Annotated in this window: 18 protein-coding genes and 1 pseudogene; 8 read left to right on the top strand and 11 right to left on the bottom strand. The window is 31.3% G+C overall.

Annotated features, from left to right (window positions below):
* Window positions 1-10: 10 nt before the first annotated feature.
* Complete coding sequence (locus HYI43_05060; GenBank protein ID UDI77942.1) at window positions 11-217, bottom strand: DUF1128 domain-containing protein; 207 nt, start codon at window positions 215-217, stop codon at window positions 11-13.
* A gap of 140 nt (window positions 218-357) precedes the next feature.
* On the opposite strand from HYI43_05060, the gene HYI43_05055 reads away from it, so the two are divergent.
* From HYI43_05055 to HYI43_05045, 3 genes are all read left to right on the top strand, one after another.
* Window positions 358-822 (top strand): low molecular weight phosphotyrosine protein phosphatase, encoded by a 465-nt coding sequence (locus tag HYI43_05055; GenBank protein ID UDI77941.1) that lies wholly within the window; start codon window positions 358-360, stop codon window positions 820-822.
* Window positions 823-827: 5 nt separating this feature from the next.
* The gene (locus tag HYI43_05050; protein ID UDI77940.1) at window positions 828-1,112 is read left to right on the top strand and encodes a YtxH domain-containing protein; all 285 of its coding nucleotides are present in this window, start codon (window positions 828-830) and stop codon (window positions 1,110-1,112) included.
* 212 nt (window positions 1,113-1,324) lie between these two features.
* Entirely contained in the window at window positions 1,325-2,530 is a 1,206-nt protein-coding gene (locus tag HYI43_05045) for a YihY/virulence factor BrkB family protein (protein UDI77939.1), read from the top strand.
* Between the two features lie 60 nt (window positions 2,531-2,590).
* Here the strand turns inward: HYI43_05045 and vraR are convergent, their stop codons facing one another.
* From vraR to HYI43_05025, 4 genes are read right to left on the bottom strand one after another with little or no spacing between them, the layout of a single operon-like run.
* The gene (gene vraR / locus HYI43_05040) at window positions 2,591-3,220 is read right to left on the bottom strand and encodes a two-component system response regulator VraR (GenBank protein ID UDI77938.1); all 630 of its coding nucleotides are present in this window, start codon (window positions 3,218-3,220) and stop codon (window positions 2,591-2,593) included.
* The gene (locus tag HYI43_05035) at window positions 3,210-4,256 is read right to left on the bottom strand and encodes a sensor histidine kinase (protein ID UDI77937.1); all 1,047 of its coding nucleotides are present in this window, start codon (window positions 4,254-4,256) and stop codon (window positions 3,210-3,212) included. The genes vraR and HYI43_05035 overlap by 11 nt, the downstream gene beginning before the upstream one ends.
* Window positions 4,253-4,954 (bottom strand): cell wall-active antibiotics response protein, encoded by a 702-nt coding sequence (locus tag HYI43_05030; GenBank protein UDI77936.1) that lies wholly within the window; start codon window positions 4,952-4,954, stop codon window positions 4,253-4,255. Before HYI43_05030 ends, HYI43_05035 begins: the two co-directional genes overlap by 4 nt.
* A 24-nt stretch (window positions 4,955-4,978) precedes the next feature.
* Window positions 4,979-5,365 (bottom strand): hypothetical protein, encoded by a 387-nt coding sequence (locus tag HYI43_05025; protein ID UDI77935.1) that lies wholly within the window; start codon window positions 5,363-5,365, stop codon window positions 4,979-4,981.
* 232 nt (window positions 5,366-5,597) lie between these two features.
* Here HYI43_05025 and HYI43_05020 point away from each other — a divergent pair, with 232 nt between their 5' ends.
* On the top strand, window positions 5,598-6,605 hold the full coding sequence (locus HYI43_05020) for a HoxN/HupN/NixA family nickel/cobalt transporter (protein UDI77934.1): 1,008 nt from the start codon (window positions 5,598-5,600) through the stop codon (window positions 6,603-6,605).
* Window positions 6,606-6,740: 135 nt separating this feature from the next.
* Window positions 6,741-7,586, top strand: coding sequence for an SDR family oxidoreductase (locus HYI43_05015; protein ID UDI79272.1), 846 nt, complete (start codon window positions 6,741-6,743; stop codon window positions 7,584-7,586).
* A 94-nt stretch (window positions 7,587-7,680) separates the two neighbouring features.
* On the opposite strand, the gene map is transcribed toward HYI43_05015, so the two are convergent.
* Window positions 7,681-8,433 carry a type I methionyl aminopeptidase gene (map, locus tag HYI43_05010; GenBank protein ID UDI77933.1) on the bottom strand — a complete coding sequence of 251 codons (753 nt, stop codon included), beginning with the start codon at window positions 8,431-8,433 and terminating at the stop codon, window positions 7,681-7,683.
* A 151-nt stretch (window positions 8,434-8,584) separates the two neighbouring features.
* Between map and HYI43_05005 the strand changes: the two genes are divergently transcribed.
* Complete coding sequence (locus HYI43_05005) at window positions 8,585-9,574, top strand: aromatic acid exporter family protein (protein UDI77932.1); 990 nt, start codon at window positions 8,585-8,587, stop codon at window positions 9,572-9,574.
* A 59-nt stretch (window positions 9,575-9,633) separates the two neighbouring features.
* Here the strand turns inward: HYI43_05005 and HYI43_05000 are convergent, their stop codons facing one another.
* Window positions 9,634-10,356 carry a type 1 glutamine amidotransferase gene (locus tag HYI43_05000; protein ID UDI77931.1) on the bottom strand — a complete coding sequence of 241 codons (723 nt, stop codon included), beginning with the start codon at window positions 10,354-10,356 and terminating at the stop codon, window positions 9,634-9,636.
* Between the two features lie 2 nt (window positions 10,357-10,358).
* Window positions 10,359-11,669 (bottom strand): Mur ligase family protein, encoded by a 1,311-nt coding sequence (locus HYI43_04995; protein ID UDI77930.1) that lies wholly within the window; start codon window positions 11,667-11,669, stop codon window positions 10,359-10,361.
* Window positions 11,670-11,862: 193 nt separating this feature from the next.
* On the opposite strand from HYI43_04995, the gene ftnA reads away from it, so the two are divergent.
* Window positions 11,863-12,363, top strand: a complete 501-nt coding sequence (gene ftnA, locus HYI43_04990; protein UDI77929.1) for an H-type ferritin FtnA — start codon at window positions 11,863-11,865, stop codon at window positions 12,361-12,363.
* A 150-nt stretch (window positions 12,364-12,513) separates the two neighbouring features.
* A complete protein-coding gene (locus HYI43_04985; protein UDI77928.1) occupies window positions 12,514-13,068 on the top strand; it encodes a 3'-5' exonuclease in 555 nt (184 codons plus the stop codon).
* A gap of 36 nt (window positions 13,069-13,104) precedes the next feature.
* Here HYI43_04985 and dinB read toward each other — a convergent pair.
* From dinB to rlmD, 3 genes and pseudogenes are all read right to left on the bottom strand, one after another.
* Window positions 13,105-14,173 (bottom strand): annotated as a pseudogene (dinB, locus tag HYI43_04980) (DNA polymerase IV).
* Window positions 14,174-14,280: 107 nt separating this feature from the next.
* Entirely contained in the window at window positions 14,281-14,832 is a 552-nt protein-coding gene (locus HYI43_04975; protein UDI77927.1) for a DUF3267 domain-containing protein, read from the bottom strand.
* A 228-nt stretch (window positions 14,833-15,060) separates the two neighbouring features.
* Window positions 15,061-16,425 carry a 23S rRNA (uracil(1939)-C(5))-methyltransferase RlmD gene (gene rlmD / locus HYI43_04970; GenBank protein UDI77926.1) on the bottom strand — a complete coding sequence of 455 codons (1,365 nt, stop codon included), beginning with the start codon at window positions 16,423-16,425 and terminating at the stop codon, window positions 15,061-15,063.
* Window positions 16,426-16,473 lie beyond the last annotated feature (48 nt).

The raw sequence follows: 16,473 nt of genomic DNA, 5'->3' as shown, positions 1-16,473 counted from the left end.
TCTTCCTCCTTTAGTCTTGACGTAGATTACCTAACTCATCTGCAATTGCTGTCACTTCACTTGGTGAAAATGAGTCTTTAGACATCACAAAACTATGAATCTCTTCAATATCTTTTTGATTTGAATCTTTAAATTTATCTGGATTAAGTAACCCTTGATTAACAATGTTTAATTTTTTTCTAATATCTGCAATCATTTCTTCATTACTTTGTGCCACACTATCACCTCTTTATTTCAATATTTTATCAAAGTATTGAAATTTAACAAACTTTTAGCGAATTCAGAATTATTATGACTTTCTAAATCTACAAAATAACTATAAAATGGTTTATATATTATAATTTGGAGGAATACAAGATGGTAGATGTAGCTTTTGTTTGTCTTGGAAATATATGTCGCTCTCCTATGGCTGAAGCAATTATGCGTCAACGACTCATTGATCGAAACGTTGAAGGTGTATCTGTACATTCGAGAGGTACTGGACGTTGGAATCTTGGTGAGCCTCCTCATGAAGGTACACAAGATATTCTTAATCGCCATAATATACCTTTTGATGGTATGATAAGTGAGTTGTTTGAGCCTGATGATGATTTTGATTACATTATCGCTATGGATCAAAGTAATGTTGATAATATCAAATCTATCAATCCTAATCTAAAAGGAAAATTGTTCAAACTATTAGATTTTAGTAAAATGGAAGAGAGTGATGTACCAGATCCATACTACACGAATAATTTCGAAGGCGTGTATGAAATGGTACAATCATCTTGTGACAATCTAATTGATTTCATCATAAAAGATGCAAATTTGAAAGAGGGGTAAATAAAATGGAAAACAAATTAATTCCTGGTATTTTAATTGGTGCTATCGTTGGTGGAGCTGCTACATTAGCAGATAAATCTACTCGTAACGCATTAGTACAATCTGTCAAAGATATGAAAGAAGGCAATCGTTCTCGTAAACCTTCTAAAATTAGTTCTATTAAAGACGAAGTATTATATTGGAAAGATACTATCGAAGAAATTCGTCGTAACAATCCAGAATTAGAGCAATCAATTAAAGATGCTAAAGATACTTTCGTTGATCGTAAAAATAATCGTATCGGCAAATAATTGATTTATTAAGAAGCTGAATCGATTACAACTAATCCCAGCTTTATATTTATTTCTAAAGCATGATAGGTTAAACATTTAAATTTGATTCTTAACTATCTATGCATTGCCGGAGCGGGACGACGAAATCTTTATTGAATAGATTTCAGTCCCGCTCTTTTTATTTAAGTTTTAAAGTTCAATAATGTTTTGATTGTACAAAGGAGATTGTTATGTCAAAGAAAAACCAATCAAATTCGAATTATCTTAATTCAGTAAAAGAAAAACAAGAAGAATCACAAGACAAAATCAAGGTTGATCGTACATATGTTGAACCTCAAGAATTTCAATCTAAAGAACCAAAGAAAGATAATCAAGTCTTCTTTGTTTCTCGATTAAATAAACCTGCAAAGTATACAAAGAAATCTAATTTTATTTCTTATCTTATTTATCGTATTGGTAAAGATGATGCATCAGGTTTAGCTGCTCAAATGACTTATCATTTTGTTTTAGCTATGTTCCCAATGCTTATCTTCTTATTAACACTATTACCATTATTTAATTTAGACCAAAGTCAAATTACAGGTCTTTTAAGTAATGCACCAGCTGATACATCAAGCTTAATTAAAGGTGTTATTAACGATGTTACTAAAAATTCAAGTGGTGGCTTACTGTCTATTGGTTTAATTTTGGCCATTTGGTCAGCATCAAATGGTATGACAGCCATTATGAACTCATTTAATGTAGCATATGACGTAGAAGATAACCGTAACGGTATTCTATTAAAACTTTTGAGTGTTATTTTTACTATTGTTTTAGGTGTCGTATTTTTAGTTGCAATGGCATTACCAACAATGGGCTCAGTAATTGCTCACTTCTTATTTGGGCCATTAGGTTTAGATAGTCAAGTGAAATGGATATTTAGTTTAATCAGAGTAGTTTTACCGTTAATCATTATTTTAATTTTATTCACTATACTTTATTCAGTCGCACCAAATGTAAAAACAAAATTAAAATCTGTTTTACCTGGTGCTATTTTCACTGCTGTTATTTGGTTACTTGGCTCATTTGCATTTGGTTTCTATATTTCTAACTTTGGTAATTATTCTAAAACTTATGGTAGTATCGCTGGAATTATTATCTTATTAATTTGGCTTTATTTAACTAGTTTCATCATTATTATTGGTGCTGAAATTAATGCGATTATTCATCAAAGACATGTTATTAAAGGCCAAACACCTGAAGAAGCGGCGTTGGATCATGATGATAATAACCAAAATCATTATAACGAAGATACAACGTATCAATATAAACAAACCGCTCCTGGAAAAGATGAAGATTATAAAGTCGACAAAAATCCAGATGATCGTGAAGATGAACAAGAATCTTTAACAGATAAAATTAAAGATAAATTCTCTAAAAACGAAGAAGATAAGTAAGAAGATTAATAAAATTGAGGCTGAAACACTAGCTATACTATGTGTTTCAGCCTCGTTATTTTATTGAATTAAATTATGTTGGAAAGCATAAATAACTGCTTGCGTTCGATCTTGTACTTCTAGTTTACTTAAGATATTACTTACATGTGTTTTAACTGTTTTGATAGTGATGTGCGATGCACTAGCAATTTCTTGGTTTGAATAACCTTTTGCAATTAATAATAATATTTCCATTTCGCGTTCCGTTAACATTTCATAAAGTTCAGCACGTTTTTTCATTCTGTTTCTCATTTTCACTAATACTTCTGGTTCAAACACAGATTCCCCATGATATGTTTTACGTACCGCTTCAGCAATATCACTCGCACTTGTGGTTTTTAAAATATAACTATCTACACCAGCATCTAAAGCTCTGTAAACTTCTTTATCCTCAATAAAACTTGTTAACATGACAACTTTAATATGTGGCAAGTCCTTCTTAATTTGAGTAGTTGCTTCAACACCATCCATATCATCCATCAATAAATCCATTAAGATTAAATCTGGATGTAACTCGTGTGCTTTTGCAATAGCATCTTTGCCTGACTCCCCTTCTCCAACGATTTCAATATCAGCTTGCGTCGATAAGTAGCTTGAAATCCCAATTCTAACCATTTCATGGTCATCAACGAATAATACTTTAATCGCCATATGAATCATCCTCCTTATTTAATGGTGCTTTAACTTCAATTCTCGTTCCAGAATCTGGTAATGACACAATATGGAATGTTGCTCCAATTTCTAAAGCACGTTCTCTCATATTTTTTAATCCATAACTTTGTTCAACTTTTTCATCAACATTAAAGCCTTTACCGTCATCTTGGATTCTTAATAATAAGTAATCTTGTTGATTAAAAAGCTCGACTGTTACTTTCGTACCATTAGAGTGTCTCAATGTATTAGATATTGCCTCTTGCGTAATTCTAAATAAGTGGTCCTCTATTCCTTTAGGAACTTTAAAATCTTGGATATCATGAATTACTTTCATAGGAACCTTTTTCTGTAAATCGATGACTAAATCTTTAATTCCTTCACCTAATGATTTATCTTTAAGCCCAATAGGTCTTAAATGCAATAATAACGCACGCATTTCTAACTGTGATTCTTGTACCATTTTTTCTAAAACAGGAATTTGCTGATCTAATGGTGCTTCTAATTTAGTTTCTTTTATAGCTGAAAGCATCATACTTGCTGCGAAAAGTTGTTGACTTACTGAATCATGTAATTCTCGTGCAAGACGTTGACGCTCGTCTTCAATAATTTTTTTTACTTTTACATCATTCATATTATAATTTTCATTAGTTAAATTCTGTGTTTTCATTCTTAAACGATGTAATTCTTGATTTAACGGTACCAAAGTTTGATAAATATCAATGGTTTCATTATATAATTCAATATTTTGATCATTAATACCAACCGTTTCACCTTCAATAGCGTGTTCAATTTGAGCTTTTATCCAATGATTTTGTTGGTTAATCTTATAAGCTAATATAGACCCCACAATAATACAAAGTAAGATGATGACTAAATTTAGAAATAAAAAGACGGGTATACCAAAAATTTGTGTATAAAACATCCCTTGAAAATAAATAATATTTACGAAAACTTTATCTATAAATAAGAACGCGGTTAACATGCTATAAACAAGTATTAGCATTGAACCTATTGCTCTTAAATAGTGATTCATCGATAAATCACCTCAACATCTCCTATGAATGTTGAAACATAGATATTCACATTATAATTTTCTTCTTTAGGTTTTTCTTCAACTTGAATGTGATTATTCTCTACTTTATAAGATTGCCCATTTAAATAAGCGTTACCGTAAAATGCAGCCATATGCAAATTAATATTATAATTTAATGGCACAACTAACTGTACTTTACCTAAAATATGTCTTACAACTATAGTATTATTCTCTTTAATATTCGCTGCTTTTGTCATATCAATATGAATATCGCCCACACCATGTTGAATTTGAACATCTTCCCACTTGTAAACATATACAGGCGTACGTTGTTCACCAAGCCATTTTTGCTTAATAAATTGTGGCGAAGTTACTTCATCTTCAGAAGCAACGACTTTTAGCGGTTTAAATTTGAAAATTAAATATCTAATAATAACTAAAACAAGGAAAATAAATAAGATTATAATCGTGTACTTATTAGATAGTAACGTAAATGCAATCAGTAACGCCCCAATCCAGAACGCTAATAGACCCCTTACTTTATGAAAGTAAAGGTATCCAACATAAACTAATATACATCCTAGAAGTAATACAAATAGGTAGCCTATTTTCTCAAAAAAGATATAGTAAAAGTTAGCAATAATCATTAATGCAGTAAAAATTATTAATAATTCTGTAGAAATATACTTCCGTGTCAATATGTCGCCTCCTACCTTTCTTGATTAAGCTACAACACTCATTTGTTCAATAATGTCACATTGTCCTTGTGTTGTGATTCTTTCTTTAGAACAACGATGAATATCAGCTTCAATTTTAGCACAATATGCTTCAAACATATCAATTTGTCTTTTAAGACCTTCGATTTCATAATTATTAATTTCTTGAGCATTTTTAATATTATAAATATTAGCTATATCAATATACTTATTTTCTAATGTAGTAGTTAAACTGTCAATCAACTTATTCATTTGTGTTTTCTTCTCTTTTAAATAAGCAATGTAGTTTTCAATACTTCTCAATTTATTATCTAAACTAACTCGATAATCTTCTATATTTCTTTTGATCACTACTTTTAAAAAGTGTTGTAAGTATAAGTCCATGTAATTCATCGAACCACCTCATCTTTGATTAGTCTTTATTATAAATGATTACATGTGAAGCTTATATAGGCTTAGGAACCATCTTACTCTCATACTTTAGGACTATTCACTTTTAAGCGTAAGTCGCGCGAGAATATTAATTAATAGATTTGAATTAATATGATTAATACAAATAAATTTTAACTTTATATTAATTAGGCTTATAATTATATAGATTTAAATGTGAAAGTAGGTTTTAATAATGTTTCAAAAGTATTCTCAGTTAAGTTGGCTTCCATATATCCTCATCGTCATCCTATTGCACATCGTAGGATTTACTTTTTTATGGGTAGCAGATTCAAACCACATTTTATTTGGTATGGGACTCTTAGCTTATACTTTAGGTTTACGTCACGCATTTGATGCTGATCATATAGCAGCAATTGATAATACGGTACGTAAACTTTTACAACAAAGACGTGACCCCGTCGGTGTTGGTTTTTACTTTTCAATAGGCCATTCAACTGTCGTGTTTTTAATGTCAGTATTTCTAGGAATTTCTGTAAAATGGGCTAAAGATGCGTTACCCCATTTCCAAGATATTGGTGGCATAATTGGTACATTAGTATCAGGTTTCTTTTTAGTTCTTATCGGAATTCTAAATTTGTTTATATTGATATCTCTAATCAAACTATTTTTACAACTTCGATATCAAAACATGCCAGAAGAAAAATTAAATGATTTGCTTGAAGCACGTGGCTTTATATCACGAATGGTAGGTCCTTATTTTAAATTCATTAGTCGAAGTTGGCATGTCTTACCTTTAGGTTTTTTATTTGGCTTAGGTTTTGACACCGCAAGTGAAATATCTCTATTAGCTTTATCATCAGGTGCGTCTCAACAAGCTATTTCATTTTTAGGTATACTATCATTACCTATACTTTTTGCAGCAGGTATGAGTTTATTAGATACCCTTGATGGAATTATAATGAAATCTGCTTATAACTGGGCTTTTTTTAATCCTATTCGCAAAATATACTACAATATTACAATTACAACGATATCGGTAGTAGCAGCTTTAATCATTGGTTGTATTGAACTACTTCAAATAATGGCTGATAAACTTCATTTAAATGGCTCTTTTTGGGCTTTCGTACAAGATATACAATTTGATTATCTAGGCTATGTGCTTGTTGCTTTATTCTTAGTCACATGGTTAATATCAACATTAATTTGGAAAATAGGTAAATTTGAACATCGATGGTCTTAATCATTGATCACCTCAGTATTTAATTTGAGATACTGAGGTGATTTTTAGGTTTAAATAACTTTAATTGACTTTTACATTTAATTGTTAAATACTTATGAAACATTTAAATAAGGGAGTTTATGAGATGAATAAAAAATTGCATTAATTACAGGAGCCTCTTCTGGCTTAGGATTTGAAACTGCTTTATTATTAGCAGAAAAAGGTTATAAAGTATACGCTACTATGCGTAATTTAGATAAACAGAATAAACTTCAAGAAGAAGCTAGAAAAAAAGAATTAGATATCGTTATTAAACAGTTAGATGTTACAGATGTTGAAAGTATACAAACAGCAGTTAATGCGATAGTTTCAATTGAAAACAAAATAGACGTATTAGTAAATAATGCTGGTGCTGGATTTACAAAATCTACAGAACAAGCAACTGATGAAGAAATAATGTGGCAAATTAATTTAAATTTAATGGGCGTTATTCGTACAACAAAAGCAGTTTTACCTTATATGAGAAAGCAACGTGAAGGTCGTGTAATTAATATTTCTTCAGTAGGTGGATTAGTCGGTCAACCATTTAATGAAATTTATTGTGCAGCAAAATTTGGTGTTGAGGGTTATACAGAATCATTAGCTAGTTATATTGAACCAGAATTTAACATCAAATTTACCGTAATTGAACCTGGTGGTATTCAATCAGAATTTATGGCAAATGTGATGAATCAAATTGAAACCTCAGGTGGCATTAAAGAGGATGAGTATACGCCTCTATTTAATTCATTTATGAGTGGTATTAAAGAGAATTATGGTCTTGGTGCATCCCAAACTTCTTCAGAAGTAGCTCAAGTCATTGTTGACACCATTGAAATGGAAGAACCTCCTGTTAGAACACGCACGTCACCTTGGTCAGAAGCATTTACTAAAATCAAGACTGAAACTGATCCTGATGGTAAAAAATTACAAATGCAAGTTCAAAAATTATTAGGTAAATAATTATTTAAACAGTATTATTAAAAGCCCTCAATGGAGATTTTATTCTCCCTTAAGGGCTTTTGCAGTTTAAATCCTAATATATACTACTGTGAAATTAGTCTATTTTAGTAGTTAATACTGGGCCATCTTTAGTTACGATAACTGTGTGTTCGATTTGGGCTACGAAACTTTTATCTTTCGTTTCAAATGCCCATTCATTTTTACCTTCTGTCACAAATGTCGCTTTAGAAGATATAAATGGTTCTACTGCGATAACTACGCCTTCTTTTAAAAGTGTCTTATCCTTAGGGTCATAATAATTCATTACATGATTAGGTGCTTCATGTAAAGATTGACCAACACCATGTCCAGTCAAATTCTTAATAACTGTTAAATCATTTTGACGAGCAGTCGCATGTACGGCTTTACCAATATTGCTTAATTTCGTACCTGGTTTAACTTTACTCATCGCATTTTCAAATGCCATTAAAGCTACATCGCACACTTTTTGCTTAAGTGGATTATCCGCTTCACCAACAACGAAAGAAATCCCTGTATCTGCATAATAGCCATTTTTTAAAGCTGATACATCGATGTTGACTAAATCCCCTTCACGAATGATACGTTTTCCAGGGATACCATGTGCTACTTCTTCATTAACACTAATACAAGTTTGACCTGGAAAGTTCTCATCGTGAATTGGTGCTGATATGGCACCATGCTCTTCAAATAAGTCTTTCGCGATGTTATCTAACTCTTTAGTAGTCACACCTGGCTTAGTAGCTTCTTGCATTGTGTCACGTACCTTAGCACAAATATAACCTATTTCTTTTAAGGCTTGTAATTCTTCATCTGTTTTTACAATCATATTATCCCGTTCCTTTTTAATGTGATTACATCTTATTATACCAAAAATTTTTTGATATACTAAACAAGACTAATAATGAAGCGTAAATAATTTTCTTTTCAAGTTTAAGTGTTATAAAAGATTATTTTCGTCCAACGAGAGGATTTATGACATGAATAAATGGTATAAACATATTATTGGTGCAAGAACAATTAAAACAGGTGTAGCAACTTTTTTAACATCGTTATTTTGTTTATTATTAAATTTAACACCTATTTTCGCAATTCTTACTGCAATCGTTACAATCGAACCTACCGCTAAAGCTTCTTTAAAAAAAGGATATCGCAGACTTCCTGCTACTGTTATAGGTGCATTATTTGCAGTTATTTTTACATTCATTTTTGGCGATCAATCGCCACTATCATATACGTTTAGTGCCCTATTTACAATTTTAGTATGTACTAAACTCAATCTACAAGTAGGTACGACCGTTGCTGTTTTAACTTCTGTTGCAATGATTCCAGGTATACACGATGCCTATTATTTTAATTTCTTTTCAAGATTACTAACGGCTTTAATTGGATTAATTACAGCTGGATTAGTAAATTTCGTCGTGCTTCCTCCGAAGTATTATCAACAAATCGAGGATAATGTTAAACATTCTGAATATAAAATGTATCAATTGTTTGCTATAAGATGTAATGAATTGTTATTAGGTAAATTTGATTCAGATAAAAGTAATGAGTCATTAAATAATTTGATGAATTTTATTGATAAAACCGAAACACTAACAGGTTATCAACGTGATGAACTACGCTACCATAAAAATAAAGAGGATGAGTGGAAACGACTTAAGAATATTTCTAGTCGTTCTTATGTTGATCGTTTGTTAGCAACACATCTATCAAATATTATATATTTGCCTAAGAATGTACATCTTATTTTTACACCTGAAGAGAAGATGGCAATCATTAAAATAAGTAATAGTGTTAATGCCATCTCACGTCATAATCATTTTGAACCTCAAAAGTCATCCGCTTCTACTTTGAAATCATCGGTCAAATTATTAGAGGAATTTGATCAAAATCAAATTAAAAGTCATATTATTTATGAGATTCTTTTAATATATAAATTGCTAGATAATCGTTATAACGATAAATAAAAACGTGACACTTGATGTTGATTAAGTCATACTCAAGTGCCACGTCTTTTTATAATGTTTTATTTATTTTTAGCTGATCGATTAATAATAACTTGTTTAGCAGCTTCTTCTTCAGTGTTGTCCAATTGTTTCGGTTCAAAAGGAATACCTTTACGTTCACAGGCTTTTTCTAATAAATAATCTGTGAGCTCATGGTTTTTAGGTAAAATTGGACCATGTAAATAAGTACCTAATAAGTTTTTATAATGGATACCTTCTTGTTTATCGTCATCATTATTACCATAACCAACGGTAACATGTCCTAGTGTACCAAAGTTATGATGTGTACGGCCGCCATGATTTTCAAAACCGACTATAGTACCAAATGTATCACTTTCGATAACAATATCTCCTGTTAATCTATCAGTACGTGATTCTGTATAAAAATCTAATATACCTAATCCTTCAAGTTCTGTGCCATCTGGTGTAATATATTTAGTTCCTAGGAATTGGTAACCACCACAAATGGTTAGGCCTGGCATACCATCTTCAATTGCATCTTTTAGTACTGATTTAATCTTGCTTAATTCTTTAGTAGCAATACTTTGTTCTCTATCGCTACCCCCGCCAATAAAGAAGATATCACATTGTTCTAATGTTACACCTTCAGTTTCATTGACTTCGACAACATTCAACATAATATTACGCTTCTTCGCTCTTTGTTTAAGGGCGATAATATTACCGATGTCACTATATAAATTCAATTTATCTGACATAAAATGATAAACCGTTAATTCATTCATATTTATTGACCCCCTGCAAATGAGCGATTAAGTTGCTCTAGCATTGGTGATAATGACGTGTAGTTTGGAATTGCAACTGTAAACCCATCATAATTCATCGTTAATGCCGTTGCTTTATAAATATCCTTTTCAAGCACTACTGGCACATTCACTTCAGCCAATTTCAAACGTAACTGCAATTCTTCTGCACGTGTACCCGTTACAATAATTGCTTCAATATCTTGCTCACTCAATTTCTCAAAATCAGCGTCATAAATCCATGATGTATCTCTACCATCCGCAGCATTATCATTTAAACTAATAACATAAACTTTTTGACCTTCTAATTGTTCACCTACAGATAAACTCGCATTCATGCCTGCTGGATTTTTAGCTAAGTTAATCATCGCTTCTTTATTATGCAATTTAAAATACTGCATACGACCGTTATCAGACGTATACGATTCAAATCCTTTGCGAATAGAATCATCATTTAGACCTAATTCTTTTAAAACTGTATAGGCTGCTAAAGCATTATAAGCGTTAAAATCCCCTGCAATTTTCATATTAAATACTGCATTGTCGAAATTTAATGTTAAAAATGGAGATACTGTAAATGATGACACTTCATATTTAGGAGTTTCTCGTTTAAATCCACATGTACAATGATAGTGACCAATTTGATTATAGTGTATGTAATCATATTCCAATAATTTGCCACAGTTTGGGCAGTACTTACTTTCGTTCATCGTACTTTGCTCAAACTCATGCGCGTGTGCTTTCATACCATAATATACGATGGTATCACTGGCAATTTTAAGTCGACTAACGAAAGGATCATCTGTATTAAGTAATAATTTAATACCTTTGTTACTTATTGATTGTGCGATATTATTAACCATAATATCAATTTCACCGAAACGATCCATTTGATCTCGGAAAAAGTTTGTAAATACCATCATCGTAGGTGTTACTTCTTTAAGAACGCGTGGTATTGAACCTTCATCTATCTCAATTACAGCTACTTTAATTTGCTTCGTGCTTTGCATTATAAAAGCTGAAGTAATACCAGCAGCCATATTAGCACCTTCGTTGTTATGGATAATATCAATATGGTTTGCTTTTAACGTATGTCCAATTAAATTAGATGTTGTTGTTTTACCATTCGTTCCGCTTATAAAAACAATATCATCGACTTGTGTCGCTAATTTACGTAATATATTTTGATCCACTCTACGTGCAATTTGGCCAGGTAAGTCAGTCCCTTTCTTACCAGCAGCAATACTTGCCTTACGTGCCAACTTAGCTAAGTGGATTGCAGTCCATTGTCTCATGTGCTTCCTCCTCGCTTTATTCACTTGCATAATTATAACACGTAACGGGTATAACAAAAAATATTCTCAATTAAATATTACAACTTACATTCTAGATTATAATAATTATTATTTACTAATGAGAATAGATTTGTTATACTCTAAAAGAACATTATAAAAAAAGAAAATAATATTATATAGAGGTGACCTTTAAATGTTAAGTAAAGACTTATTAGAAGCATTAAATGATCAAATGAACCACGAATATTTTGCAGCTCACGCATATATGGCTATGGCAGCATATTGTGATGACACTTCATATGAAGGATTTGCAAATTTTTATATTCAACAAGCTAAAGAAGAACGTTATCACGGTAAAAAAATATACGATTATATTAATGACCGTGGTGAACGTGCTGAATTCAAAGCAATTCCTGCACCTAAAACAGATTTCAATTCAATCTTAGAAACATTCAAAGATGGTTTAGCTCAAGAACAAGATGTGACACGTCGTTTCTATAATTTATCTGAAATTGCGCAAAAAGATAAAGACTATGCGACAACTTCATTCTTAAATTGGTTCTTAGACGAACAAGTTGAAGAAGAATCAACTTTCGAAACACATATCGATTACTTAACGCGTATCGGTGATGATTGCAATACTTTATATCTATATGAAAAAGAATTAGCTTCTCGTTCATTTGATGAAGAATAATTCATTTTAGTTCATATGTAATAATTACCCCGACTTCTGTGCTTATCTACAGAAGCCGGGGTTTCTTTTTAGTTAAAGCAAGTTACTATCAAAACTAAAATGATTTAGCTAAAATAATAAAATCAAGTCTTTTATAGAAAGGAATTTACTATGACACGTAACGCTTTTGTAGCACTTGATTTTGAAACTGCTAATGGTAAACGTACAAGTATTTGTTCGGTCGGCATGGTTAAAGTTATTAACAATGAGATTGTTGAATCATTTTATACTTTAGTCAATCCGTTTGATTACTTTTCAAGAGGTAATATTGAAGTTCATGGTATCACCCCTGATGATGTTAAAGACGCACCAGCATTTGATTATGTCTATCCATATATGATGCAATTTATTGATCAATTACCTGTTGTTGCACATAATGCTGCATTTGACATGAATGTTTTACATCAAAGTTTAAAAAATTTAAATATTGAAACACCCTCAATGACTTATTTCTGTTCTTATCAACTCGCTAAACGAACAATTAGTGCTTATCGATACGGACTCAAACACTTAATGAATCATTATCATTTAGACTTTCATGGTCATCATGATGCTCTAAATGATGCTAAAGCTTGTGCTATGATAACGTTTAGACTTTTAAAACATTACGATAACTTAGAAAACATGTTGCAAATTTATGGTAAAAATTTAAAAGATAAAGGTTAACATTCACAAAATAGTTTCTTGCTTTACCTTTATCTTTTAAATAAAATCGTATATTGTCATATTTTTATACGTAGATTGTTCCAAATTTCCTACAGTGACCCCTATTAATCTAATTGGTATATCAGGATCTTTTAATTCATTATATAAGTCATATGCCACATTATAGATATCTGTTGCATCACTTACTGCTTCTCTTAAACTTCGTTGTTTTGAGAATGTTTCATATTGATACGTTTTTATTTTTACAGTAACGGTACTACCAGATTTTTGAATTTTAGATAATCTTTCAGCCGTCTTTGAAGACAATTCCCATACTTTTTGTAATATTTCATCATCGTCATTTACATCGGTCGAGAATGTACGTTCTGTGCCGACAGATTTACGAATTCTTGTTGATTTTACTTCACTGTGATCAATACCTCTTGCTTTATTATAAAGACCTCTGCCTCTTTTTCCGAACCATCGTATTAATTCGAATTCAGTCTTATTATATAAGTCTTTCCCAGTATATATCATGTTCATGCATAATCTTCTTCGATGCTTTACCAACACCAGGAAACTCGCCTATTTCTAAATTCATTAAAATATCATGTACATTGTTATAATCGATAACCATCATGCCATTAGGTTTATTCATTCCACTTGCTAATTTGGCAAGATATTTATTATAAGAAACACCTGCCGACGAAGTTAATCCGGTCTTTTCGAAGATATCTCGTCGAATATATGACGCAATTTTAGATGCAGGCATATCTGGTCTTACTAAATGTGTTATATCTAAATACGCTTCATCAAGTGATAATGGCTCTACTATGTCCGTATAGCTTTTAAAAATAGTCATAATTATAGAAGATGCTTCTCTATATGCTTCAAATCTCGCTCTTACATAATAACCATCTGGACATAGTTTATGAGCTTGAGACATTGGCATAGCTGAATGAACACCATATTTTCTCGCTTCATAAGAAGCTGTCGAAACCACGCCTCTTGTGCTCGCTTTGCCCCCTACGATTACAGGTTTACCTTTTAATTTCGGATTATCTCTCATTTCAACTTGCGCGAAAAAGTAATCCATATCAATATGAACAATTCTTCTCTCTGCCATAGTCTCACCTCTTTTCTTAAAAATAAAAAAGCCTCACCTTAATTATACTGTGACTCTCCTTAAAACTCATGAGATGTGCACAGTATAATTACACTGAGACTTAGTCGTTATGATTCATAATCATTATTCATATGTAATGGTTTATGATGATACATGATTAAACCTTCATCAGTTGGATGTACATAATTAAATTTATTAATTAAAGTGATACCAACTAAGTATAAATCTATCAAGCAATAACCTAGATGGATACTTAATAGAAATATGATGGATGAATAAGAATAATAGCTAAATACCGTCATCAAAGCAATTGTGATGATCATCATTGGAGCTAACATTATTGCACAGAATTGCCATTTATTATAATATTTTTTTGAAATATGGACTAATAAAAAGCCCTTCTTATATTTAAAACGAGGTTGCTCTCCTTTAGAAAATATAAAAAATGTAATTCGATGAATGAATTCATGTAATCCTAATATTACAATAAAACCTAACCCGCCATATAAAATATTAGCAATAAATGTTTGTTCATGTACTTGTGTAAAAGTAAATGCCCATTTATAAGTAAATAGTATAACAAATAATATAATAACTATTTGAGTGGCTAAAAATTTAGGTAAATTTATTCTATTATGAGTTAAATCAATCTTGTGCACATTAATGACCTCCAATCACGCTTAAATCAACCATAGTATACATGGTCAATTTAAAGAAAAAAAGCTTTTTTCAGGAAATTAAATGCACTGTAATCATTTTTTAATAAAAGTTGTTATTTATTAAAAAATTGTTTAAAACATTTCAATGTTAATGATAATCAAAACATATTAACACTTTGTAGAAAATAGGAAATTGAAAATATGTTTCGCATTTTATCATTCTAATAATTATTCTTTACGCTCAAATAAAGCCACTGTTTCTATATGTGTTGTTTGAGGAAACATATCAACTGGTGTAATTTCTTTTAATTCATAATGCGATGACAATAGTTGCGCATCTCTTTGTTGTGTAGCTGGATTACATGAAATGTAAACAATGCGTTTAGGTGATAGCTTCAGTAATGTTTGTAAAAACGTCTCATCACACCCTTTACGTGGTGGATCGACCATTACGACATCAGGCTTAATTCCTTGTTGTTTCCATTCTATTATGACTTCCTCAGCCTTACCACATACAAAAGTAGTATTTTTAAATCCGTTTAAGGTCGCATTTTGTTGTGCATCTTTTATTGCTGATGGAACAACTTCCACACCATAAACGTGTTTCGCTATTGGTGCCATGTATAAGCCAATAGTACCTATACCACAATACGTATCTAATACAGTCTCTTCTCCATCTAATTGGGCATAGTCAATGGCTTTTTGATATAATTTTTCCGTCTGACTGGAGTTAATTTGATAGAAAGATTGATCACTAATTTTAAAAGTAATCTCGCTAAGTTGGTCGACAATTTTATCTTTACCATATAGAGTGACAGATTGTTGCCCCATGATAACATTTGAATGACTATTGTTAATATTTTGTTTAATGCTAGTAATGTTTGGAAAAGCCTGTGTTAATTTTTCAACTAACTGATTAGCATGCTTCAATTTAGACCCATTCGTTACAAAAATGACCATTAATTCATTAGTATGGTGACCAGTACGAATGACTAAATGCCTCATAGTCCCTTTTTTATTTTTTTCATTATAAGCACTAATATTTAATTCAGAGAGCCACTGTTTCACCTTATTCATAATATCTTGATGTTGACTATCTTGAATAAGGCAACTGTCCATATCGATAATGTCATGACTTCTTTGTCTGTAATATCCCATGATGATATCGTGTTTTTGATTTTCACCAATCGGTAATTGTGATTTATTTCGATAGTACCATGGATTCGTCATACCAATCGTATCGTTAATTATCGTATTATTAAATTGTGCTTTTCTATGAAATAAATTGACAACTTGTTCTTTTTTCATTGCTAATTGGGCTTCATATGTCATATGTTGCAACTGGCAGCCACCACATTTCCAATAATACTTGCAAGGGGGCGCTACTCGTTGAGTACTCGTTTTTTTTACTTTAAGCAATTTTCCAATGGCAAAATTTTTCTTAACTTTTATAATTTTAAATTCTATTTCCTCGTCTATTAATGCATTAGGTATAAATATAGGGTATCTATCTAACTTAACTACACCATGCCCTTCATGAGTTAAATCAACGACGTTCCCTTGTATGACATCATTCTTATTAATTACTTCCACCTTTTCACCCCACATGAAAAAGAGGTTTGAGTAGCTTAACATAGGCTT

The sequence above is a fragment of the Staphylococcus taiwanensis genome (genome assembly GCA_020544305.1).
In the GTDB taxonomy this organism is placed as follows: domain Bacteria; phylum Bacillota; class Bacilli; order Staphylococcales; family Staphylococcaceae; genus Staphylococcus; species Staphylococcus taiwanensis.
Note: the sequence above shows the minus strand (reverse complement) of the source record. Positions and strands in the feature narration are given on the sequence as shown.

Excerpts from the sequence above, each read along its gene's own strand:
- HYI43_05055 (UDI77941.1), top strand. The coding sequence starts at position 358 with ATGGTAGATGTAGCTTTTGTTTGTCTTGGAAATATATGTCGCTCTCCT.
- HYI43_05050 (UDI77940.1), top strand. The coding sequence starts at position 828 with ATGGAAAACAAATTAATTCCTGGTATTTTAATTGGTGCTATCGTTGGT.
- HYI43_05045 (UDI77939.1), top strand. The coding sequence starts at position 1,325 with ATGTCAAAGAAAAACCAATCAAATTCGAATTATCTTAATTCAGTAAAA.
- vraR (UDI77938.1), bottom strand. The coding sequence starts at position 3,220 with ATGGCGATTAAAGTATTATTCGTTGATGACCATGAAATGGTTAGAATT.
- HYI43_05035 (UDI77937.1), bottom strand. The coding sequence starts at position 4,256 with ATGAATCACTATTTAAGAGCAATAGGTTCAATGCTAATACTTGTTTAT.
- HYI43_05025 (UDI77935.1), bottom strand. The coding sequence starts at position 5,365 with ATGAATTACATGGACTTATACTTACAACACTTTTTAAAAGTAGTGATC.
- HYI43_05020 (UDI77934.1), top strand. The coding sequence starts at position 5,598 with ATGTTTCAAAAGTATTCTCAGTTAAGTTGGCTTCCATATATCCTCATC.
- map (UDI77933.1), bottom strand. The coding sequence starts at position 8,433 with ATGATTGTAAAAACAGATGAAGAATTACAAGCCTTAAAAGAAATAGGT.
- HYI43_05005 (UDI77932.1), top strand. The coding sequence starts at position 8,585 with ATGAATAAATGGTATAAACATATTATTGGTGCAAGAACAATTAAAACA.
- HYI43_05000 (UDI77931.1), bottom strand. The coding sequence starts at position 10,356 with ATGAATGAATTAACGGTTTATCATTTTATGTCAGATAAATTGAATTTA.
- HYI43_04995 (UDI77930.1), bottom strand. The coding sequence starts at position 11,669 with ATGAGACAATGGACTGCAATCCACTTAGCTAAGTTGGCACGTAAGGCA.
- ftnA (UDI77929.1), top strand. The coding sequence starts at position 11,863 with ATGTTAAGTAAAGACTTATTAGAAGCATTAAATGATCAAATGAACCAC.
- HYI43_04985 (UDI77928.1), top strand. The coding sequence starts at position 12,514 with ATGACACGTAACGCTTTTGTAGCACTTGATTTTGAAACTGCTAATGGT.